Source organism: Azospirillum lipoferum (assembly GCF_024170005.1).
GTDB classification, from domain to species: Bacteria; Pseudomonadota; Alphaproteobacteria; order Azospirillales; family Azospirillaceae; genus Azospirillum; species Azospirillum lipoferum.
The window spans coordinates 384,317-405,596 of sequence record NZ_JALJXJ010000005.1 but is presented as its reverse complement, the minus strand read 5'-3'; the positions used below and the strand labels follow the sequence as shown (position 1 = coordinate 405,596).

Annotated in this window: 21 protein-coding genes; 12 read left to right on the top strand and 9 right to left on the bottom strand. The window is 68.9% G+C overall.

What is annotated here, in order from left to right; genetic code table 11:
• Positions 1 to 5: 5 nt before the first annotated feature.
• From mdcB to mdcA, 6 genes are read right to left on the bottom strand one after another with little or no spacing between them, the layout of a single operon-like run.
• Complete coding sequence (gene mdcB, locus J2848_RS14235) at positions 6 to 881, bottom strand: triphosphoribosyl-dephospho-CoA synthase MdcB (protein WP_149231626.1); 876 nt, start codon at positions 879 to 881, stop codon at positions 6 to 8.
• A complete protein-coding gene (gene mdcG / locus J2848_RS14230) occupies positions 878 to 1,543 on the bottom strand; it encodes a malonate decarboxylase holo-[acyl-carrier-protein] synthase (protein WP_149231625.1) in 666 nt (221 codons plus the stop codon). Before mdcG ends, mdcB begins: the two co-directional genes overlap by 4 nt.
• On the bottom strand, positions 1,533 to 2,237 hold the full coding sequence (mdcE, locus tag J2848_RS14225) for a biotin-independent malonate decarboxylase subunit gamma (RefSeq protein ID WP_149231624.1): 705 nt from the start codon (positions 2,235 to 2,237) through the stop codon (positions 1,533 to 1,535). Before mdcE ends, mdcG begins: the two co-directional genes overlap by 11 nt.
• A 3-nt stretch (positions 2,238 to 2,240) precedes the next feature.
• Positions 2,241 to 3,128, bottom strand: a complete 888-nt coding sequence (locus J2848_RS14220; protein ID WP_149231623.1) for a biotin-independent malonate decarboxylase subunit beta — start codon at positions 3,126 to 3,128, stop codon at positions 2,241 to 2,243.
• Positions 3,125 to 3,445 (bottom strand): malonate decarboxylase acyl carrier protein, encoded by a 321-nt coding sequence (gene mdcC, locus J2848_RS14215; RefSeq protein ID WP_149231622.1) that lies wholly within the window; start codon positions 3,443 to 3,445, stop codon positions 3,125 to 3,127. Before mdcC ends, J2848_RS14220 begins: the two co-directional genes overlap by 4 nt.
• A gap of 10 nt (positions 3,446 to 3,455) precedes the next feature.
• On the bottom strand, positions 3,456 to 5,099 hold the full coding sequence (mdcA, locus tag J2848_RS14210; protein ID WP_149231621.1) for a malonate decarboxylase subunit alpha: 1,644 nt from the start codon (positions 5,097 to 5,099) through the stop codon (positions 3,456 to 3,458).
• A 343-nt stretch (positions 5,100 to 5,442) separates the two neighbouring features.
• On the opposite strand from mdcA, the gene madL reads away from it, so the two are divergent.
• From madL to J2848_RS14155, 11 genes are all read left to right on the top strand, one after another.
• A complete protein-coding gene (madL, locus tag J2848_RS14205) occupies positions 5,443 to 5,865 on the top strand; it encodes a malonate transporter subunit MadL (RefSeq protein WP_149231620.1) in 423 nt (140 codons plus the stop codon).
• 5 nt (positions 5,866 to 5,870) lie between these two features.
• On the top strand, positions 5,871 to 6,638 hold the full coding sequence (madM, locus tag J2848_RS14200; protein ID WP_149231619.1) for a malonate transporter subunit MadM: 768 nt from the start codon (positions 5,871 to 5,873) through the stop codon (positions 6,636 to 6,638).
• Between the two features lie 86 nt (positions 6,639 to 6,724).
• Positions 6,725 to 7,429 carry a GntR family transcriptional regulator gene (locus J2848_RS14195; RefSeq protein WP_149231618.1) on the top strand — a complete coding sequence of 235 codons (705 nt, stop codon included), beginning with the start codon at positions 6,725 to 6,727 and terminating at the stop codon, positions 7,427 to 7,429.
• A gap of 271 nt (positions 7,430 to 7,700) precedes the next feature.
• Positions 7,701 to 8,576: a formate/nitrite transporter family protein gene (locus tag J2848_RS14190; RefSeq protein ID WP_246193883.1), complete on the top strand. Its 876-nt coding sequence runs from the start codon at positions 7,701 to 7,703 to the stop codon at positions 8,574 to 8,576.
• A 75-nt stretch (positions 8,577 to 8,651) separates the two neighbouring features.
• On the top strand, positions 8,652 to 9,929 hold the full coding sequence (gene eno / locus J2848_RS14185; RefSeq protein ID WP_149231616.1) for a phosphopyruvate hydratase: 1,278 nt from the start codon (positions 8,652 to 8,654) through the stop codon (positions 9,927 to 9,929).
• A gap of 445 nt (positions 9,930 to 10,374) precedes the next feature.
• Positions 10,375 to 11,817, top strand: coding sequence for a bifunctional enoyl-CoA hydratase/phosphate acetyltransferase (locus J2848_RS14180; protein ID WP_149231615.1), 1,443 nt, complete (start codon positions 10,375 to 10,377; stop codon positions 11,815 to 11,817).
• A gap of 12 nt (positions 11,818 to 11,829) precedes the next feature.
• Positions 11,830 to 13,056 carry an acetate/propionate family kinase gene (locus J2848_RS14175; protein ID WP_149231614.1) on the top strand — a complete coding sequence of 409 codons (1,227 nt, stop codon included), beginning with the start codon at positions 11,830 to 11,832 and terminating at the stop codon, positions 13,054 to 13,056.
• A 164-nt stretch (positions 13,057 to 13,220) separates the two neighbouring features.
• Positions 13,221 to 14,171, top strand: coding sequence for a DMT family transporter (locus tag J2848_RS14170; protein WP_149231612.1), 951 nt, complete (start codon positions 13,221 to 13,223; stop codon positions 14,169 to 14,171).
• A 50-nt stretch (positions 14,172 to 14,221) separates the two neighbouring features.
• Complete coding sequence (pgk, locus tag J2848_RS14165) at positions 14,222 to 14,980, top strand: phosphoglycerate kinase (protein WP_149231611.1); 759 nt, start codon at positions 14,222 to 14,224, stop codon at positions 14,978 to 14,980.
• A 116-nt stretch (positions 14,981 to 15,096) separates the two neighbouring features.
• A complete protein-coding gene (gene gap, locus J2848_RS14160; RefSeq protein ID WP_149231610.1) occupies positions 15,097 to 16,104 on the top strand; it encodes a type I glyceraldehyde-3-phosphate dehydrogenase in 1,008 nt (335 codons plus the stop codon).
• A 34-nt stretch (positions 16,105 to 16,138) separates the two neighbouring features.
• Entirely contained in the window at positions 16,139 to 16,384 is a 246-nt protein-coding gene (locus J2848_RS14155) for a hypothetical protein (protein ID WP_149231609.1), read from the top strand.
• A gap of 81 nt (positions 16,385 to 16,465) precedes the next feature.
• Here J2848_RS14155 and J2848_RS14150 read toward each other — a convergent pair whose 3' ends face one another.
• The 3 genes from J2848_RS14150 to J2848_RS14140 all read right to left on the bottom strand — a co-directional run bounded on the left by J2848_RS14150 (position 16,466) and on the right by J2848_RS14140 (position 20,342).
• Positions 16,466 to 17,551, bottom strand: coding sequence for an FUSC family protein (locus J2848_RS14150; RefSeq protein ID WP_149231608.1), 1,086 nt, complete (start codon positions 17,549 to 17,551; stop codon positions 16,466 to 16,468).
• Positions 17,552 to 17,652: 101 nt separating this feature from the next.
• Positions 17,653 to 19,326 carry a caspase family protein gene (locus J2848_RS14145; RefSeq protein WP_149231607.1) on the bottom strand — a complete coding sequence of 558 codons (1,674 nt, stop codon included), beginning with the start codon at positions 19,324 to 19,326 and terminating at the stop codon, positions 17,653 to 17,655.
• Between the two features lie 53 nt (positions 19,327 to 19,379).
• Positions 19,380 to 20,342: a LysR family transcriptional regulator gene (locus J2848_RS14140; protein ID WP_149231606.1), complete on the bottom strand. Its 963-nt coding sequence runs from the start codon at positions 20,340 to 20,342 to the stop codon at positions 19,380 to 19,382.
• A 106-nt stretch (positions 20,343 to 20,448) separates the two neighbouring features.
• Between J2848_RS14140 and J2848_RS14135 the strand changes: the two genes are divergently transcribed.
• The gene (locus J2848_RS14135; protein WP_149231605.1) at positions 20,449 to 21,279 is read left to right on the top strand and encodes an SDR family NAD(P)-dependent oxidoreductase; all 831 of its coding nucleotides are present in this window, start codon (positions 20,449 to 20,451) and stop codon (positions 21,277 to 21,279) included.
• The last annotated feature ends 1 nt before the right edge of the window (position 21,280 follow it).

The following is a 21,280-nucleotide window of genomic DNA, read 5'->3' as shown; positions in this document are numbered from 1 at the left end:
GCGACTCATGCCCAGCCCTCCCGCAGGGCATGGACGAAATGCGCCGCCGCCAGCATGTCGGCGCTGCCACCGGGCGACAGGCGGCGGGCGATGCAGGCGCGGTGCAAGGCCAGCGCTTCCTCCCGCCAATCGGCGCGGAACACCCCGCCGCGGTCGAGAAAGCGACGCGCCTCCCCCCGGACGAAGGCCAGTCCGGCGGGACCGCCGCGATGCAGCAGGTTGGTGTCCTCCAGTTCCGCCATCAGGGTGAACAGGGTCTGCACCAGCGCCCGCTCCGGATCGGCGCCGTCCGTCAGCGCTCCGTCCAGCGCCGGCAGGGCCAGCGTGAACAGCGTCGGGAAGCCCTCGGCCGCCTCCTGCCGGGCACCGCGGACGCCATAGCGCTCGACCGCCCGCCCGCCGTGGCTGACGGGAGCCTGCGGTGCCGCGGCCAGAATCCCGGCGCCCCACAGTTCGGCGACCGTCCCGCCCAGCGCCGCTCCCCGTAGCGTCAGGCCCCGCCGCATTCGCCAGCCCGCCGCGGCGCCGAGGAAGCCGATGCCGAACACCGCGCCGCGGTGGGTGTTGATGCCGCCGGTGGCCGCCAGCATCCGGCGCTCGGCGGCAATGCCGAAGTCGCGCAGGGTGGCGAAATCTTCTCCCGCGGCTCCCGCGGCGGCGATGGCGCGGAAATAGCCGCGCAGGGCGAACAGGCTGCGCAGGAAGGTGCCCATGTCCATGTCGTCATGGCTGCCGCTGTCGAGCGGGCTCACCAGCCCCGGCTTCGGATGCAACGCCAGTTCGGCATAGAGCGCGCGGACCGCGGTCCGCCCGACCATCGCCGCGAGCGAACCGGCGGCATCGGCGGGAATGAAGGAAAGCGCGGCGTTGCTGCGGATCATGCGGCATCCTCCCGGTCGAACAGCGCCAGCACGGACACGAGGTCACGCAAGCCCACCTCCGCCGGTTCCTTCACCAGCAGGCGGGCCGGCCGGCCGGCCAGTTCCCGCCACGCCACCGCCGCGCCGTCGGGCAGCAGGATCTCGCCGTCCAGGCGGGGAATGCCGTCACCGGTTTCCGCCAGCAGGTCCAGCAGCCGGTCCAGTTGCCGCTGGTCGGATGGAGCGAACAGCAGATCGACGTCCGATTCCGGCCGGACATAGCACAGGCCGGTGCGGCGCTGCCAAGCCAGCGAACCGTAGACCGCGGCGGCCGTCCCCAACTCCTGCGCCCGCCGCGCCAGCTCCGCCAGCATCGGCCGCCACGCCGCCGGGGCCGAATCCACCGCCTCGGCCAGCGGCAGCGGGTCCAGCCGCTCCGCCACCGCAGCGGCCGCCACATGCAGGCCGATCCGCCGCCTGTCGGGGGTGGCGAGACCCAGCCGAAGCTCCCCCGCCGCATCACCCGGCCGGCCGCGCGCGATCACCAGCGGCCGGCCGACAGAGCACCAGTCCCCGACCTCCGCATGTTCCGCCGCGGCCAGGGGGGAGCGCAGGTGCTCCGCCCAGCCCTCCCCCAGCCGGACCCAGCCGTGGCGCGGCCAGTGAGCGGGTTCAGGCGGCATCGCGCCGCACCCGGTCGGCCACCTTGCGGGCCAGCAGCCGGCCGCCGCGCTCCTCGCCCAGCGCCCGCCGCGGATCGCCATCCACCGGTGCGGCCAGCGCCTCGGCAAGGCAGACGGCAAGGTCGCCCTCCCACAGGCCGGTGATGGCGCCCATGCGGCGGTAATTCTCCACGCCGGGGGCGAAGACCGGGGAGGACGCGCTCAGCTCCGTCAGACGCTCCAGCGGGATTTTGGTGACGCGGGACATCGCCGGCAGGTTCATCACCCGGATTTCGGCATCCGGCAGGGCATAGCAGCGGTCGGCCAGCAGGCTGGTGGCGAGGAAGCCGCCGCTGACCGCCTGCCCATAGACCAGCCCCAGCACCCGGTGCCCGTTGCGCCGGGCGAGGTCGATGCATTTGGCGAGATGCGCCATGTAGCCGTTGATGCCCAGCAGCTCGTCGCGACGGCTCAACCGCTGGCCCTGGGTGTCGACCAGCAGCAGGATCGGCCGGCCGGGATGGCGGCGCACCACCTCCAGCACCGTGCCGGCCATGCGGAAGGCCAGCTCGATGCCGATCGGCGTGTTGTCGATCGTGCCGATCACCGCCACCTCGGTGCCGAAGACCCGGCCGATGCCGTCGAAATAGACGCCGTCGAAAGCGGTCTCGTGCCCGTCCGGGAACAGCCGGTCCAGGAGAATGGTCACATCCATGGGTCAGGCCCTCCGGTCGCGGACGGTGGCGAGGAAGTCGGCGGTGTCGAGGATCGGCAGCTTTTCCGGTTCCTCCACCCCCAGCCGCTCCCAGATGTCGAGCGCGTCGCCGCAGTCGCCGAACCGCTCCAGCCGGCTGCCAAGTACGGCATGCTCGGCCTCCAGGGCGGCCAGCGACAGGTCGGGCCCAGGGTCCGACAGTTGGTCGAGCAGGGAGAGGGCGGCGGCGCGGAAGGCGGCGACATCGTCCTCGACCAGGGTCGTCGCCTCGCCCAGCAGGTAGCGGTGCTTGCCGCCGACGGTGCGCCAGACCAGCGCGCGGTCGCGGCTGTCGAACTCCTCCACGCCCATGGTGGTCTCGATCACCTCGGGACCGGACAGGCCGAGCCGCCCCTCCTCGCTCATCACCACCGCGTCGCACAAGCGCGACACGATGCCCATGCCGCCGAAACAGCCGAAGGTGCCGCCGTCCAGCACGATCACCGGGATGCCGGATGCGCGCACAGCCAGCACCGCGCGCATCACCTCCGACACCGCGATCAGCCCGGCATTGGCCTCGTGCAGCCGGACGCCGCCGGATTCGACCAGCAGCAGGACGCCGTCGGGGCGGGTGTCGAGCGCGCGTTCCAAGAGGCCGGTCAGCTTGGCGCCATGCACCTCGCCGACCGCACCGCCCATGAAGCCGCCTTCCTGCGCAGCGGCCAGTACGCGCCGACCGGCCAGACGGCCTTCACCGACCACGATGCCGTCGTCGAAGGCAGCCGGGGTGTCGAGCTGACGCAGGTGCGGGCTGACCACCCGCTCGGTCGGCGGCAGGATCTCGACAAGGCTGCCAGGGTCGAGCAGCCCGGCGAGACGGCCGCGGGCGCTGTTCTCGTAATAGCTGCTCATGCTTGCGCTCCTCCGGCGAAGGCGTCCAACGCCTGATCCAGCCGCAGGCCGACCACGGCCGGCGTGGCGCCGACATCGTTGATGGAGATGCGGATATCGGCCAGCGGATGGCGGGCGAAGACGTCGTCCAGCACCGCCTGCCACGTCGCGCCGAAGCCGACCGCGGCGGTCTGCACCTCGATCCGGCAGAGGCCGCCGAGCGGTGCCGGTTCCACCAGCACTTCCAGATTGCCGGAGCCGACGACGCCCACCAGGACGGACGGAGGCGGGGAAGCCACAGGCTGGCCGCCGCGATATTCGAAAGTCAGGATTTCCATGGGTTTCGGCTCACCAGTTGCGGAAGCGCCTGGGCGGGTCGTACAGGCCGCCCGATGCACGCACGAGATCCTTGACCGAACGGGCGGCCAGCAGGTCGCGGGTCGCCATCCGCTTGTCGATGCCCAGATCCTCCGGCCGGCGGATGATGCCGCGGTCACGGAGGTTCTCCACCATGCGGCGGTCGCGTCCGCGCCCTACGGGCGTGTAGCCGGCGACGCCGCGGATCGCCTGTTCCCGCTCCTCCTCCGTCCGGCAGAGCAGCAGGTTGGCGATGCCCTCCTCGGTCAGGATGTGGGTCACGTCGTCGCCGTAGATCATCACCGGCGGCAGCTCCATGCCTGCACTCTCCGCCAGCTCCCAGGCGTCGAGCCGGTCGACGAAGGCCGGCTGCATGTGCTCGCGGAAGGTCTCGACCATCTGGACGACCAGCTTCTGGCCGCGCGGCATCTGGCCGCCGCCCTCCCGCGCTTCCCGCCCGGCCTTCAGCCAGGCCGGGCTGGCATGGCGGCGTCCGCGGGCATCGGCCCCCATGTTGGGTGCGCCGCCGAAGCCGGCGATGCGCCCCAGCGTGGCGGTGGAGCTGTTGCCGGCAAGGTCGATCTGCAGGGTCGATCCGATGAACAGGTCGCAGGCGTAATGGCCGGCGGCCTGACACATGGCACGGTTGGAGCGCATGTTGCCGTCGGCGCCGGTGAAGAACACGTCCGGACGCGCGCGGATATAGGCCTCCATCCCCAGCTCCGAGCCGAAGGAATGGACGCTCTCGACGAAGCCGGCCTCGATGGCGGGGATCAGCGCCGGGTGCGGATTCAGCGCCCAGTGCCGGCAGATCTTCCCCTTCAGCCCCAGTGACTCCGCATAGGTCGGCAGCAGAAGCTCGATGGCGGCGGTGTCGAAGCCGATGCCGTGGTTCAGCCGCTGGATGCCGTATTCGGCATAGATGCCCTTGATGGCCATCATCGCCATCAGCACCTGGATTTCCGAGATCTGGGCCGGATCGCGGGTGAACAGCGGCTCGATATAGTGCGGCGTCGGGCTCTGGATGACGAAATCGACCCAGCCGCCGGGGATGTCGACGCGCGGGACCGCATCCACCAGTTCGTTCACCTGGGCGATGACGATGCCACGCTTGAAGGCGGTCGCCTCGACGATGACCGGCGTGTCCTCGGTGTTGGGGCCGGTGTAGAGGTTGCCGGCGGCATCGGCCGCCTGGGCGGCAACGAGGCTGACCCGCGGCGTCAGGTCGACGAAATAGCGGCCGAACAGCTCCAGATAGGTGTGGATGGCGCCGATCGAAATCCGCCCGTCCGCCACCATGCGCGCCAGCCGCGCCCCCTGCGGACCGGAGAAGGAGAAGTCCAGCTTCGACGCGATGCCGCGTTCGAAGACATCCAGATGCTCCGGCAGGGCCAGCACCGACTGCACCATGTGCAGGCCGGTCACCCGCGCCGGATCGACCGACGCCAGGGTGCGGGCCAGGAAATCGGCCTGCTTCTGGTTGTTGCCCTCCAGGCAGACGCGGTCGCCCGGTTCCAGCACCGCTTCCAGCAGGGCGCGGGCATCGGCGGTGGCGACGCGCTTGCCATCCGTCAGGCCGGCGGCGCGGGCCAGCCGGGCATCGCGGTTGCGCCCCTGCAGGTTCCAGTCGCGCATGGTGTCAGCCTCCGCGATGCCGGCGGGCCATCGGCGCGCGCGCTTCGCGCCCGACAGGCTTGTGGTTGACCTGTGCGGACATGCTGTCCCTCCCTCTCGTGCGATGGCGGTGTGAAAGCCAGCTTGCCGTATCCAGATTGGTGAGTGAAGGCCAATTTTGTATACGCTTTGAAAATTTTGTCGTCTGTTGAATACGGATTGCGGCAGATAAGCGATTAGCGTATACCGTTGCGACACGAACAATCTTTGAATCGAGCAATCGGTGGCCGGATGCACAGCCATGGCCGGACGCCGGTTGCCACGCCCCCCTTCGCGGGCTGAACAACGGAGAGGAGATAAGACCATGGTCGTCTATGGTGTCGCCCTGCTGTCGGCCTGCATGCTTGCCGGGCTGGTGGCCGGCGATCTGCTGGGCATCCTGATCGGGGTGAAGGCGAATGTCGGCGGCGTCGGCATCGCCATGCTGCTGCTGATCCTGTTCTCCGACCATCTGAAGCGGACGTTGCGCATGAACGCGCTGGCCGAACAGGGCATCCTGTTCTGGAGCGCGATGTATATCCCCATCGTCGTCGCCATGGCTGCCCAGCAGGATGTCGTCGCCGCAGTGAAGGGCGGGCCAGCGGCCCTGCTGGCCGGGGTTCTGGCGGTTGTCCTCAGCTTCGCGCTGGTTCCGGTGATCGCCCGCATCGGGCAACCCGCAGATGCGCGCCGCGACGCCTCGCAGTCTGACGGCGCCGGTGCCTTGTCCCTGAAGAGCGGGGAGTGATCGCCATGTTCGACCTCCTGACCGATGTTCTCGTCAAGAATGGCCTGCTGACCGCCTTCGCCGTCGTCGGCGCCACCATCTGGGTTTCCTACTGGCTGTCGCGAATCCTCACCAACGGGCGGCTGCACGGGTCCGCCATCGCGATCATGATCGGGCTGGCGCTTGCCTATGCCGGCGGGGTCTCCACCGGCGGGCACAAGGGGCTCGCCGACATCAAGCTGCTGTCCGGCATCGGCTTCATGGGCGGGGCGATGCTGCGCGACTTCGCCATCGTTTCCACCGCCTTCGGCGTGAGCTTCGGCGAGATCCGCAAGGCGGGCTTGAGCGGCGTGGTTTCGCTGTTCACCGGCGTTCTGCTGTCCTTCGTCGTCGGGGCGGCGGTGGCGCTGGCCTTCGGCTATTCCGACGCGGTCAGCATGACCACCATCGGCGCCGGTGCCGTCACCTACATCGTCGGCCCGGTGACCGGCGCGGCGCTGGGGGCCAATTCCGACGTGATGGCGCTCAGCATCGCCGCCGGGCTGGTGAAGTCGGTGCTGGTGATGATCGGCACACCCTTCATGGCACCCTATATTGGGCTGGACAACCCGCGCAGCGCCATGGTCTTCGGCGGGCTGATGGGCACCACCAGCGGCGTGGCCGGCGGGCTGGCCGCCACCGATCCGAAGCTGGTCCCCTACGGGGCGATGACCGCGACCTTCTACACCGGACTTGGCTGCCTGATGGGGCCGTCGGTGCTGTTCATCGCCACCCGCGCGCTGATGGGCGGCTGACCGCGCTTCTTCCGGGTCCCCCCTCTTCCACCGGCGGCGAAGCCTGTCTATCCTGCCATCCGGCGCCCTGCCCCGGAGATTCAGCCTTGGACCAGTTCGACCCCCAATTCCCCCCGTCCGAGACCGATGCCGCCGCCGAGGAAAAGAGCCTGCTCTCCGACGTCATCCGGCTGGCGCTGGCCGACGAGATCGCCACCGGCCGGCTGAAGCCGGGGACGCCGCTCGACGAACAGCAGATCGGCCAGCGGTTCGGCGCCTCCCGCACCCCGGTGCGCGAGGCCCTGCGCCAGCTCGCCACCACCGGCATGGTGGAGGTCCGGCCGCGCCGCGGCGTGGTTGTCGCCACCATGACGGCCGAGCGCATCATGGACATGTTCGAAACGACGGCGGAGATGGAGGCGATGTGCGTCCGCCTCGCGACATACCGCATCACGCCGATCGAACGCAGCCGGCTGCAGACCATGCATGAATCCTCGGCGGAGATGGTGAGCGGCGGCGATCTCGACGCCTACGACGACTTCAACCGCCGCTTCCACGAGGCGATCTATCGGGCCACCCACAACCAGTTCATGGCGGAACAGGCGGTCGGCATCCGCGCCCGCCTCGCCGCCTTCCGCCGCACCCAGCTTCGTCACGGCGACCGGCTGGCGACCTCCCATGCCGAACATGGTGCCATCCTCGACGCCATGGCACGAGGCGACGGGGAGGAAGCCGCCCGCTGCATGCGCGCCCACATGTTGAACGCCAGCTGCGCGCTGACCAGCTATATCCAGGAACTGGATTTGCCCTGACCTGACGGCCCTCTCCGGCACCGTCATGATGTAGCAACACTACAGACGCGCAACCGACGCAAACGCGCCGCCTATTTCCCCTGGAAGTTCCTTGTTTTCCAGCGCCAATCGACCATCCTCCCGCAATGCCCCCTGCGACCGAATTGCTCAGGCGGCAGTCTTGCCAGCGTCCTCCCGACAGGAGTATGTAGTAAAGCTACATGAGGGGAGCGAAACTCTCCCCTGACGGGCCCGCACCGATGCGCGGCAGCGAGGACATCGACCTATGAATATGGACAGCAAGGATGTGGGCGGCTGGAGCCAGCCCACCCCGCAAACCCTCGACGCGCTGATGCCCGACGCCATCGCGCTCGCCGCCGAGAATCTCGGCGTCAAGAAGGCGCATTACGACACCCCCACCCTGTTCGCCCTGGCGGTCCTGGCCGGCGCCTTCATCGCGCTGGGCGGCCTGTTCGCCACCGTTACCATGTCGGGTGCGGAAGGCATGCTGCCTTACGGGGTGACCCGGCTGCTCGGCGGGCTGGTCTTTTCCATGGGGTTGATCCTGGTGATCGTCGGCGGCGCGCAGCTGTTCACCGGCGACGCGCTGATGGTGATGGCCTGGGCCAGCGGCCGGCTGCATGCCCGCGAGATGATGCGGGTGTGGACGACGGTGTGGATCGGCAATTTCGTCGGCGCCGCCGGCACCGCGCTGCTGGTCTTCCTGTCCGGGCAATACACCTTCGGCCATGGCGCGGTCGGCGCCTCGGCGCTGTATTTCGCAGTGGCCAAGAGTTCGCTGCCGACGACACAGGCCTTCTTCCTCGGCATCCTGTGCAACGTGCTGGTCTGCCTCGCCGTCTGGCTGGCGCTCGGCGCCCGCAGCGTCGGCGACAAGATCCTGGCGATCACCTTCCCGGTCGCCGCCTTCGTCGCCGCCGGCTTCGAACACTGCGTCGCCAACATGTATTTCGTCCCGCTCGGCCTGCTGATCGAATGGGGCGCGCCGGACAGCTTCTGGCACGACCTCGGCCGCGCCGCTCCATCCATTCCGGTCGGCCATTATCTGATCAACCTCGTCGCCGTGACGCTTGGCAACTGGATCGGCGGCGCGGTGATGGTCGGTGCCGTCTACTGGTTCATCTACCGGCGCCCCAAGCTGCACTGAGCACTGCCCTCTTCAAAACCTCTCCCGACACGTCTGCGAACTGTCACTCCCTCAAGAAACGGGACATCCCTTCCCATGAGCGCCATCACCGAAATCCGCGCCCGCGAAATCCTCGACAGCCGCGGCAACCCCACCGTCGAAGTCGACGTCACCCTGGAGACCGGCGCCTTCGGCCGCGCCGCGGTGCCGTCGGGCGCCTCCACCGGCGCCCATGAGGCGGTCGAACTGCGCGACGGCGAGAAGAACCGATTCGGCGGCAAGGGCGTGCTGAAGGCCGTGCAATCGGTCAACGGCGAGCTGTCCAAGGCGCTGACCGGCATGGATGCCGCCGACCAGCGCGTGCTCGACATGACCATGATCGAGATCGACGGCACCGAGAACAAGGGTCGCCTCGGCGCCAACGCGATCCTGGGCGTGTCGCTGGCGGTCGCCCGCGCCGCCGCCGAGGATGCCGGCCTGCCGCTCTACCGCTATGTCGGCGGCGCCTTCGCCTCGCTGCTGCCGGTGCCGATGATGAACATCATCAACGGCGGCGCCCATGCCGACAACCCGATCGACATCCAGGAATTCATGATCATGCCGGTGGGCGCCGAGACCGGCGCCGATGCCATCCGCATGGGCTCCGAGATCTTCCAGTCGCTGAAGAAGAAGCTGAAGGACGCCGGCCACAACACCAATGTCGGCGACGAGGGCGGCTTCGCCCCCAACATCGGCTCGACCGACGAGGCGCTCGGCTTCGTCATGAAGGCGATCGAGGCCGCCGGCTACAAGCCGGGCGACGACGTCATGCTGGCGCTCGACGCCGCCTCCACCGAGTTCTTCAAGAACGGCAAGTACGAACTGGCCGGCGAAGGCAAGTCGCTGTCGCCCGAGCAGATGGTCGCCTACTGGGCCGATCTGGCCGGCCGCTATCCGATCATCTCGATCGAGGACGGCATGGCCGAAGACGACTGGGAAGGCTGGAAGGCGCTGACCGATGCCATCGGCTCCAAGGTGCAGCTGGTCGGCGACGACCTGTTCGTCACCAACCCCAAGCGTCTGGCCCAGGGCATCCGCCAAGGTGTCGCCAACTCGATCCTGGTCAAGGTGAACCAGATCGGCACGCTGTCGGAGACGCTGGAGGCGGTCGACATGGCGCACAAGGCCGGCTACACCGCCGTTCTGTCGCACCGCTCGGGCGAGACCGAGGACAGCACCATCGCCGATCTGGCGGTCGCCACCAACTGCGGCCAGATCAAGACCGGCTCGCTGAGCCGTTCGGACCGTCTGGCCAAGTACAACCAGCTGATCCGCATCGAGGAGCAGCTCGGTGTCGCCGCCCGCTTCGCCGGCCGCGGCATCCTCAAGGCCTGAGTTCCACGAGCTTCCTGAAGTCCCCTGCCCGGCGACCCGTCCGCCCTGCTCTCTCCTGCCCCCGGAGAGGCGACAACGGCGGCAGGGTCGCACCTGAAGGGACTTCATGGACGGGCGGCGGGCGCCCCGATCGCTGAGACGTCCCGCCGTTGTGCCCCCTCCTCCCGTCTCTCCCCGGGAGGAGGGGGAAGCCCCGCCGGACCGGCGCCGCCACCCCTGCGGCATAGTGTCAAGGTCGGGGGTTTTCGATGGTTCCATGTTGCGATGCACAGTTAATATATTAATATATCGATGGTTCCCGGCGCGGCGCAGAACGCTGGCGCAAAACGGGCGACGACCCCGGATGAAACACTGGACGGCCACCCTTTCCGTCCCTTCCCGCCGCCGCCCTATCGGACCGTAAAACGGGCCGCTCGCTCGACCCGGTCAACCGGAGTGTTCAAAAATGCGTGCCAGTGGTGAAGCTTCCGGCAACGGCGCCTGTGCCGTGGTCGAGAATGTGACCTTCGACGAAATCCAGATCGGCCAGTCGGCCAGCCTGTCGCGCCAGCTCACCCTGATGGATGTGGAGCTGTTCGCCACCGTGTCGGGCAACATCAACCCGGCCCATCTCGACCCGAAATTCGCCGCCGACAGCCGGTTCCAGAAGGTGATCGGTCCCGGCATGTGGACCGGCTCGCTGATCTCCGGCGTGCTGGGCACCTATCTGCCGGGCGCCGGCTCGCTCTATGCCGGCCAGAGCCTGCAGTTCCGCCGCCCGGTCGGCCTGGGCGACATCGTCACCGCCACCGTCACCGTGATCGAGAAGCGTCCGGCCAAGAACGTCGTCGTCTTCGACTGCGTCTGCACCAACCAGGACGGCGAGGTCGTCGTGCTCGGCACCGCCGAGGTGATCGCCCCGACGCAGAAGGTCGTCCGCCCGGCGCATGAGCTGCCGCAGATCCAGATGATCCGCCACGACAAGCACGACGCCCTGCTCGCCAAGTGCGACGAGCTGCCGCCGGTGGTCACCGCCGTCGCCTATCCCTGCGACGCCAGTTCGCTCCAGGGCGCCGTCGAAGCCGCCGAAGCCGGACTGATCGAGCCGATCCTGGTCGGGCCCGAAGCCCTCATCCGCAAGGTCGCCGCAGCCGGCGGGCTGGACATCGCCCGCTACCGCATCGTCGACGCCGCCCACAGCCGCGCTGCCGCGGCAGCCGCCGTGGCGCTGGCCCGCGCCGGCGAGGCCGAAGCGGTGATGAAGGGCAGCCTGCACACCGACGAGCTGATGGGCGAGGTGGTGAAGAAGGAAACCGGCCTGCGCACCGCCAGCCGGATCAGCCACGTCTTCCTGATGAATGTGCCGACCTACTCCAAGACGCTGCTGATCACCGACGCGGCGATCAACATCTACCCGACGCTGGAGGACAAGGTCCACATCGTCCAGAACGCCATCGACCTCGCCAAGGTGCTGGGCGTCGCCACCCCGCGCGTCGCCATCCTGTCGGCGGTCGAGACCATCAACCCGAAGATCAACACCACGCTGGAAGCCGCCGCGCTGTGCAAGATGGCCGACCGCGGCCAGATCACCGGCGGCATCCTCGACGGTCCGCTGGCCTTCGACAACGCCATCTCCGCCGAAGCCGCCCGCACCAAGGGCATCACCTCCCCCGTCGCCGGCCAGCCGGACATCCTGCTCGCCCCCGACCTGGAGGCCGGCAACATGCTGGTCAAGCAGCTGTCCTTCCTGGCCAATGCGGACCTCGCCGGCATCGTGCTGGGCGCCAAGGTGCCGGTCATCCTCACCAGCCGCGCCGACAATGTGCGGGCGCGGCTCGCTTCCTGCGCCGTCGCCTCGCTGGTCGCCGCCGCCAAACGCCAGCCGAAACTCGCGCTGGCCGCCGAATAGGACGTTACCGTCATGGTCACACTGTCGAACTCCAGCGAGGACGCCTGCCTCGTCATCAATGCAGGCTCCTCCAGCCTGAAATTCTGCGTCTTCCAGGGCGGCAACGCCGCCGAGATCGAGCCGGTCGTCACCGGCCAGATCTCCGGCATCGGCACCGCGCCCCGCTTCGAGGCGAAGGACGCCGCCCGTCACAAGATCGCCGATCACAGCTGGGCCGCCGGGGAGAATCCGGGCCGTCCGGAGCTGCTGCACCATCTGCTCGACTGGATCGGCGACACGCTGAAGGGCGCCACGCTGGTCGCCGCCGGCCATCGGGTCGTCCATGGCGGCACCCGCTTCTCCGCCCCCGTCCGCGTCAACCCGGCGGTGCTCGACCAGCTGGAGGCGCTGATCCCGCTCGCTCCCCTGCACGAGCCGCACAACATCGCCGCCATGCGGGCGCTGGCCCAGGTCTACCCGTCGCTGCCGCAGGTCGCCTGCTTCGACACCGCCTTCCACCAGACCCAGCCCTGGCAGTCGCAGACCTTCGCCATCCCGCGCGAGCTGACGGCGGAAGGCATCCGCCGCTACGGCTTCCATGGGCTGAGCTACGAATACATTGCCCACCGACTGCCGCAGGTGGCGCCGGAGCTGGCCGACGCGCATGTGGTGGTCTGCCATCTCGGCAGCGGCGCCAGCCTGTGCGCCATGCGCGGCGGGCACAGCGTCGACACCACCATGGGCTTCACGGCCTTGGACGGCGTGCCGATGGGCACCCGGCCGGGTGCTATCGATCCCGGTGTGCTGATCTATCTGATGCGCGAGAAGGGCTACGGCGCCGACGAACTGGAGAAGCTGCTCTACCACAAGTCGGGCATGCTGGGCGTGTCGGGCCTCTCCAACGACATGCGCGACCTGGAGAACTCCGACCTGCCGGCCGCGGCCGAGGCGGTGGAGCTGTTCTGCCACAATGTCGCCAAGCAGGTGGCGGCGCTGGCCGGCTCGATGGGCGGGCTGGACGCGGTGGTGTTCACCGCCGGCGTCGGCGAGAACTCCACCCTGGTGCGGGCGCGGGTGGCGGAGAAACTGTCCTGGCTCGGCGTCGCCATCGACCCGGCGGCGAACCGGGCCAAGGCCACCCGCATCTCCGCCCAGGAGAGCCGCGTGCCGGTCTTCATCATCCCGACCGACGAGGAACGGATGATCGCCCGCCACACGCTGGGCGTCATTGCCGCAGGGCAGTTGAGCCGGGCGGCGTGAGCGCCCTCTCTCCTCCAGCAGATCCCCTCTCCCCCCTGGGGAGAGGGTTAGGGTGAGGGGGTCGCATGGCGAGGATTCTAGGGAAGGCACGCTGTGCATCCCCCTCACCCCGACCCTCTCCCCGGGGGGAGAGGGGGATTATCCCCGGGCAGGAAAGCGTCATCATGGAACAGCTCCCCACAAGCCCCACCGCCAAACCGCCGGAAAATGTCCGGCTCGGCATACTGTCGATGCTGCTGGCGATGGCGCTGATGACCGTCATGAACGCGCTCGCCAAGATCCTGGCGGAGACCTACCCGCTGGGCGAGGTCACCTTCTTCCGCAACCTGTTCGCCCTGCTGCCGGCGGTCGCCATGGTCGCGGCGGCGGGCGGGCGGAGCTGCCTGCACACCGACCATTGGCAGGGACATCTGTGGCGGGCCATCGTCGGGCTGGCATCGATGGTGCTGCTGTTCTGGGCCTATCACCTGATGCCGCTCGCCAATGCGGTGGCCATCTCCTACTCCGCCCCGCTGTTCCTCACCGCTTTGTCGGTCCCGCTGCTGGGGGAGAGGGTCGGCGCCTTCCGCTGGGGGGCGGTGGTGGTCGGCTTCGCCGGCGTGCTCATCATGGTGCAGCCCGGTGCCGGCATGCTCGACCGCGGGGCGCTGGTGGCGCTGACCGCCGCGGTCTGCTACGCGCTGGCGATGATCGCCATGCGCCAGCTCGGCCGCACCGAAAGGCCGGTGACGACGGTCTTCTACTTCACCGTGATCTCCACCCTGATCAGCGCACTGGCCCTGCCGTTGGACTGGACCACGCCCGACGGCCATGCGCTGGCCCTGATGGCGGCGATGGGGATCGCTGGTGGCGGGGCGCAGTATTTCAGCACGCGGGCCTACTCGCTGGCCCGGGCGGTGGTGGTCGGACCCTTCAGCTATGCCAGCCTGATCTATGCGACGATCCTCGGCTGGCTGGTCTGGGGCGACGTGCCGGCCCCCCATGTGATCGTCGGCGCCACGGTGGTGATCGGCAGCGGGCTGCTGATCCTCTACCGCGAGACCCGCCGGGGCGCCGTTCCCCCTCCGGCGCCGCACGCGGCACGGCCGGGCGCCGGACCGGTCCGGACCGCCTGAACGGCAAGACTACGAAGAACGAGACTGGTTCGAAGGAAAGGACAAGCATCATGCTTACGACCGATGTCCGAGGCAATCCGGCCCCCCGACTGACCGGCCGGCTGCATCTGATCACGGGTGGTCGTGATGCGGGCGGGCCGGCGCGGCCAACCCTGTTCACCCCCGCCCGCAAGGCGGGACGGTCCGACCACGCGGTCTGCGCCATCGTCGGCGGAGCGAACCTGTCCGCCAAGCTGGAGCTGCTGATCCGGCTGGTGACCCGGGTCGATGTGCTGGCGCTGGGCGGCGGCGTCGCCAACAGCGTCCTGGCGGCGACCGGCACCGACATGGGCGCTTCGCTGTGCGATTACGACCTGCGGGACGACGCGCGCAAGCTGTTGGACCGGGCGAAGGCCTGCGGCTGCGAGCTGCTGCTGCCGGTGGACATGGTGGTGGCGACCGAGGCGCGCAACGGCGCGGAGGACCGCGTCGTCCCCTGTTCCGCCATCGGGCCGGAGGACATGGCGCTCGACATCGGACCGGCGACGGCGGCGCGGCTGACCGCCTGTGTCGAAGCGGCAAGGACGGTGGTATGGACAGGACCGCTCGGCGTCTATGAGATCGCGCCCTTCGACGGCGGCACCAACGCCCTGGCCTGGTTCATCGCCCGGCGCACCCGCGATGCCGGGCTGCTGTCGGTGGCGGCCGGCGAGGACACCATTGCCGCCCTGACGGCGGCGGGCGTGGATGACCGCTTCAGCGAGTTGACCAGCCGCGATGCCCTGCCGGCATGGCTGGATGCGGTGTCGCCGCGGGCGGTCCCGGCGTGAGCGAGGGCCCACGCCTTAAAATTGCAATTCCTGCGGGTCGATCCCCGCTTTCCCCGGTTGAAACAGGTCTCCGCCCCAATCGGCACAGGACCGCAACCGAACGACTGGAGCACATCATGGCTGTACGGGTAGCGATCAACGGTTTTGGCCGCATCGGCCGTCTGGTTCTGCGCGCCATCTACGAGAGCGGCCGCAAGGACGTGGAGGTCGTGGCGATCAACGACCTCGCCGATCTGAAGGCCAACGCGCACCTGCTGAAATACGACAGCGTCCACGGCCGCTTCCCCGGCACCATCGAGACGGGTGACGGCGTCCTGATCGTCAACGGCCACTCCATCAAGGTCGTGCAGGAACGTGACCCGGCCAAGCTGCCGTGGAAGGATCTCGGCGTCGAGATCGCCATGGAATGCTCGGGCATCTTCACCAAGCGCGCCGATGCCGCCAAGCATCTGGAAGCCGGTGCGCAGAAGGTGCTGATCTCGGCGCCTGCCACCGACGAGGACATCACCGTCGTCTACGGCGTCAACCACGACAAGCTGACCGCCGAGCACAAGATCGTTTCCAACGCCTCCTGCACCACCAACTGCCTGGCCCCGGTCGCCTTCGTGCTGAACAACCTCGTCGGCATCGAGAAGGGCTTCATGACCACGATCCACTCCTACACGGGTGACCAGCGGATCGTCGACACCAACCACAAGGACCTGCACCGCGCCCGCGCGGCGGCCCTGAACATGATCCCGACCTCGACCGGTGCGGCCAAGGCGGTCGGCAAGGTGCTGCCGGAGCTGAAGGGCAAGCTGGACGGCACCGCCATGCGCGTTCCGACCCCGAACGTGTCGGTCGTCGACTTCAAGTTCACCGCCAAGCGCGCCACCTCGGTCGAGGAAATCGTCAAGGCGATCTCCGAGGCCGCCAACGGCGCCCTGAAGGGCGTGCTGGCCGCTTATGACGAGGAGCTGGTGTCGTCGGACTTCAACCACGACCCGCACAGCTCGACCTTCGCGCTGAAGGAGACGAAAGTGATCGACGGCAATTTCGTCCGCGTCATGGCGTGGTACGATAACGAGTGGGGCTTCTCCAACCGGATGGCCGACACCGCCGTCGCGATGGCGAAGGCCCAATAAGACCAGCCCGACCCAGACCAGAAGGAGCCGGACGATGAGCAAGACGATCATGTGGACCGAAACCGACGCCAAGGGCTTCGAGTCCGAGTGCCTGTTCAACGAGGACAGCCGCCAGTACGAAGTGATGGTCTGCGCCTCGGGCCGCCGGCTCTGCCGGTCGGAGTCCTTCCCGGCCCAGTCCGACCCCATGCAAGGCATGAGCGATGAGGACCGGCAGCGGGCGCTGCATTGTGCCGAACGGCTGGTGACCGAGATCGAACACGATCTGGGCGACCGCTGAACGGACAAACCCGGTCTTTTGGAAACGGTCAGGGCCGGCATCCTCGCGGTGCCGGCCCTTTCGTCATTCGCCGGCAGTCGCCTACCCATGGGCGGCGAAATCGGCCGTCCGCTCGACGAGGTCGTCCAGATTGCGGCGGAACTGTTCCAGTGCGAAGCCGGTGCCGAACATCCGCCACAGCCAGTCGGTCGGCAGGTCGCGCGTCCGCCGTTCGGCGCGGGTGCGATCGATGCTGGTACGGTAGGCCGCCAGCGCATCGGCAAGCGCGGTGGAACGGTCGGGCGGCCGACCGGTGGCCAGGGCGTCGGCCAGACCGCGCAGGGTGGCCGCCCCCGCTGCGGCGACCGGGGTCCAGTCGGGGCAGACGTCGCGGTCGGCGACGTCCTGCCGCGGCTCGCCCACCGCGCGGCGCAGCATCACCACGTCGTGCCGCAGCCGCATCAGCGTGCGCAGCAGCGGATCGGGATCGGGCATGTCGGCCAGCCGGCTCCGCCGCTCCCGCGCCGCCTCCCCCACCAGGGTTTCCAGCCGGGTGAGGGCCTGGCGGGTGCGCACCGCCAACCGGTTCATGGCGGCCTGCGAGGCATCGTCGGCGCCGGCCAGCCTGTCGAGCTGGTCGGCCAGCAACCGCGCCACCTCCGCCGCCGTCTCCAGCACGGAACGCGAAGCACGGGCCGGCACCACCAGAAGCGACACCAGGATGCCGACGATGCAGCCGAGCCCGACCTCCAGCATGCGGTCGGTGGCGAAGCTGAGCGGGCCGAGGCTGGCCCCGGCGCTGCCTAGCAGCACGATGATCGCGGTGATCGGCGCGATGCGGAAGCCGGCCGACTTCGCGGCGAGATAGGAGAGCGGTGCCACCGCCGCCAGCAGCGCCGCGGCCCGCGCCAGCCCATCGGTGTGCGGGATCAGCATGGCGACCACCCCGCCATAGGCGACGCCGACCAGCGATCCGACGAAACGGTCCAGCGCCGCCTTCAGCGATCCGCCGACATTGCTCTGGGTCACGATGAGCGCCGTGATGACGGCCCAGAAGCCCTGCGGCAGGTCCAGCACCTCCGCCAGCGCAAAGGTCGCCAGGGTGGAGGCGGTCATCCGCAGGGCATGCACCAGCTTGGACCGGTTCCGCGCCATCCAGGACACCGACACGCTCCACCACCTGCTCATTCCGTCAGTCCCGCTCCATCCCCCGCTGGCGCCCAGTGTCGGGCATGACGGCGCAAATCACCAGAGACAGCGCGATGCCCCCACCGCTCCCGCGTCGCCGGTCACTCCTCCTCCTCGTCCTCCTCATCCTCATCCGGCACCTCCTCGAAGACGATTTTGTCGCCGACGGCGTAGAGCATGCAGTCGTGGTTGCCGCTGGACTGTTCGCAGCGTTCCAGCGCGGCATCCTTCGCTTCCTGGTCGCTGTCACGATCCCAGACGGTGGCCCAGCGGCCGGCCAGGGTCACGGCCAGCGCCTTGTGGCCGGGGTTGCGCTGGTAATTCACCATGCCGACCTTGCGTGTGTGGTCGCTGACGAAGGGCACGCGGGCCGGATCGAAGCGGCCGCTCCCCAGGATTTCCACCGGCATCGGGGTGAAGCGCTTGCCGTCCATCACCACCGCGTCGTCGACGGCATAGAGGGTGCAGGGCTCCTCCGCCCGGTACTGGCAATATTGCAGGGCGCTGCGCTTGACGTCGTCCCCGGTCCGGCTGTTCGACTTGTTGGAGAAATAGGCGTAGTTGCCCTTGGTCGAGATCGCCAGCGCCTTGGGCGACGGCAGCCCGGCATACATCGCCAGTGTCTCCCGCGACTTGGCGCTGAGATAGGGGATCGCCGACACATCCAGCGGCCGGGCCGGCGGGGCGGCCGGAGCGGGGGTTACGGTGGGAGCCGGCATCGGTGTCGGGACCGGCGCCGGAGCTTGGGTCGGAACCGGCGGGGCGGCCAGGGAGGCGACCGAAAGCTGGGCCCGCTCGGACGGCACCGTCCCGCCCAACTCCGCGACACGCGCCTCGGCGATGGGGGCGAAGGTGCCCTGCGGGAACTGCTTCAGATAGGCCTCGAACAGGCCGCGGTTGGAACTGCCCTTGATGCTGTCCCAGAACAGCATTTCCTTGTCGGCGTTCACGGCGTTGAGGGCGGGTGCCGCGTCGGCCGGAGGCGCCGTCACCACGGTGGTCGGCCCGAGGAAATAGAAGCGCCCCTCGATGGGAGAGGCCGAGACCCAGGGCTGCTGCACACCGCCGGAGTTGCGCTTCACCGCGATGCCGACATCGTTGAAGACGTCGAACACCGTCTCGCCCGGCTTCAGCATCGCCTTCGACAGCGCCTCGGTATAGGGGCTGTTGGCCCCGGCCCCGTCGGCCGCCACCGCACCCGGCTGGGTCGCGTAGGCGATGATGGTGCCGGCCGGCGCCTGCATCTGCGCCAGACCGGGCGACGCCGCGCGCAGGCCGCGCCCGCCGAAGGGGTTGTTGCGGCAGGCGTCCAGGATGACGATGTTCAGCCGGCTTTCCGCCAGCGCCATCTCGTCCAGCACCATGGCGACGTCGATCAGTTCGTAGCGGACATCCGCCTCCTTCTCCAGATTGGCGGAGACCGGCAGCAGATAGTTGGTGCCCCTGGCCTGCATGCCGTGCCCGGCATAGAAGAACAGCCCGACATCGGCCCCGGCCAGCTTGGCGCCGAAGCTGCGGATCACCCGTTCGGTCCCCGCCCGGTCGAGGTCGAGCTGCGGCGCCCCGCCGATCAGTTCGAACCCGGCGGCACGCAGGGAGTCGGCCATCGCCTTGGCATCGTTGGTCGGGTTGGGCAGCCGCGGCGCATACTGATAGGTGCTGTTGCCCATCACCAGCGCCACCCGCCGGTCCGCCGCGGCCTCTCCCGTCCCCGCCACCCAGACGAACAGCGACAGGGTGAGCGCAACGGTGCGTCCCAGGATGTTCACGGCCATTTTCCTTCGGGTCGAAAGTATTACGGCCACTCTGCCCAGGCAACGGCACGGGTTCAAGGACGGTGACGATCCTCCTGCTCCGGCCGGGCATCGGTTTTGTCGTCCGTCCTGGAATCGACCGCACGGACCGCGTCGAGGAAGGCCCGCAGGGCCGGGGCCATCTGCCGCTGGCGCGGATAGCACAGGAACCGGCCGGGAAAGGCGGCGGACCACTCCTCCAGCAGCGGAACCAGCGCCCCCGCCGCGATATGGCCGGCCACCGAATCCTCGACGCAGAAGCCGATCCCGATCCCCCGCAGGGTCGCGCGCAATACCATCTCCTTGTCGTTGAAGATCAGCGGCCCGTCGACCGCGACCTCGAACCAGGATCCGTTCCCGAAGAACTCCCAGGCATAGGGCATCACATGACCCGGCCAGCGCCAGCGGATGCAGCGGTGGTCGACCAGATCGCGCGGATGCGCAGGCCGGCCATGAAGATCGAGATATCCGGGCGATGCCACGGCGATCTGCCGCAGGTCGGGACCGAGACGCACGGCGACCATGTCGCGATCGATCACTTCGCCGATCCGGATGGCCGCATCGAAGCCGCCGGCCACCAGATCCACCACCGTGTCGTCCAGCGTGATGTCCAGCACGACGTCCGGAAAGTCCCGCGCGAAGTCCGCCAGCATCGGTTCGATGTAGCGCTCCGCCGCCGCACGAAAGCTATGGACGCGCACAATGCCGGCCGGACGTTCGCGATACTGGCGCACCTGCCCGATGGCGTCGCCGAGTTCCGAGACGGCCGGCTGGACACGCCGGAACAGATTCTCACCGGCGTCGGTCAGCGCGACGCTGCGCGTGGTCCGGTTGAGCAGCCGCACCCCGACCCGCTCCTCGAATCCGCGCACCAGCTGGCTGAGCGCCGAGGGGGAAACGCCCAGCCGCTCCGCCGCGCGGCTGAAACTCAGCGTCTCGCCGACGGCGAGGAACGCGCGAAGCTGGTTGTAGTCGCTGCCGGAGAGCAAGGGATCCATGGGTCGAAGAAAGCATTCTTCAGCCGCACTTACAAGTATCGTCAGAAATCCGGGTATTCTGTGAGCAGATCACGGGATGTATCTCTGGTCGCGAAAGGAGACTCCCATGACCACATGGTTCATCACCGGCATCTCGCGCGGCCTCGGGCTGGCACTCGCCAAGGCGGCCCTCGCGGAAGGCGATACCGTCATCGGCACCGTCCGCAGCGGCAAGCCGGACCTCCCTGCCGGGCGCGGCACCCTCCATGTCCTCACCGTCGACCTCGCCGATGGCGATGCGGCCGAAGCTGCCGTCGTCGAGGCCTTCGCTCTCGCCGGCCGCATCGACGTGATCGTCAACAATGCGGGCTACGGCCTGCTGGGGGCGGTCGAGCAGGCGAGCGACGACGAGGTCGCCCGGCTGTTCGCGGTCGACGTGTTCGCCCCCTTCCGCATCATCCGCGCCGCCCTGCCCCGCCTGCGCGCCCAGGGTACCGGGCATATCGTCAACATCACCTCCATCGCCGGACGGGCGCCCGGCGCCGGTTCCGGCCTCTACGCTGCGGCCAAACACGCTCTGGAAGGATTGTCCTCCAGCCTCGCGCAGGAGGTCGGCCCGCTCGGCATCAAAGTGACGGCGGTGGCGCCCGGCGCCTTCCGCACCGACTTCCTGTCCACCCATTCGATCCGCAAGAGCGCTGCCGAGGACGCGGCCTACGCCGACAGCGTCGGGCGGATGTCGTCCGCCTTCGACGGCATGGCCGGCCGCCAGCTCGGCGATCCGGATCGCGCGGCGCAGGCCATCCTGGCCGCCGTCCGCTCCGATACACCGCCGCTCCATCTGCTGCTGGGGTCCGACGCCCTCCGCCGCGCCCGCGCCAAGCTCGACGCCGTGATCGCGGAAATCGAAGCCTGGGAAGGCGTGACCCGCGGCACCGACTTCGTCGAGCAGGCTTGAG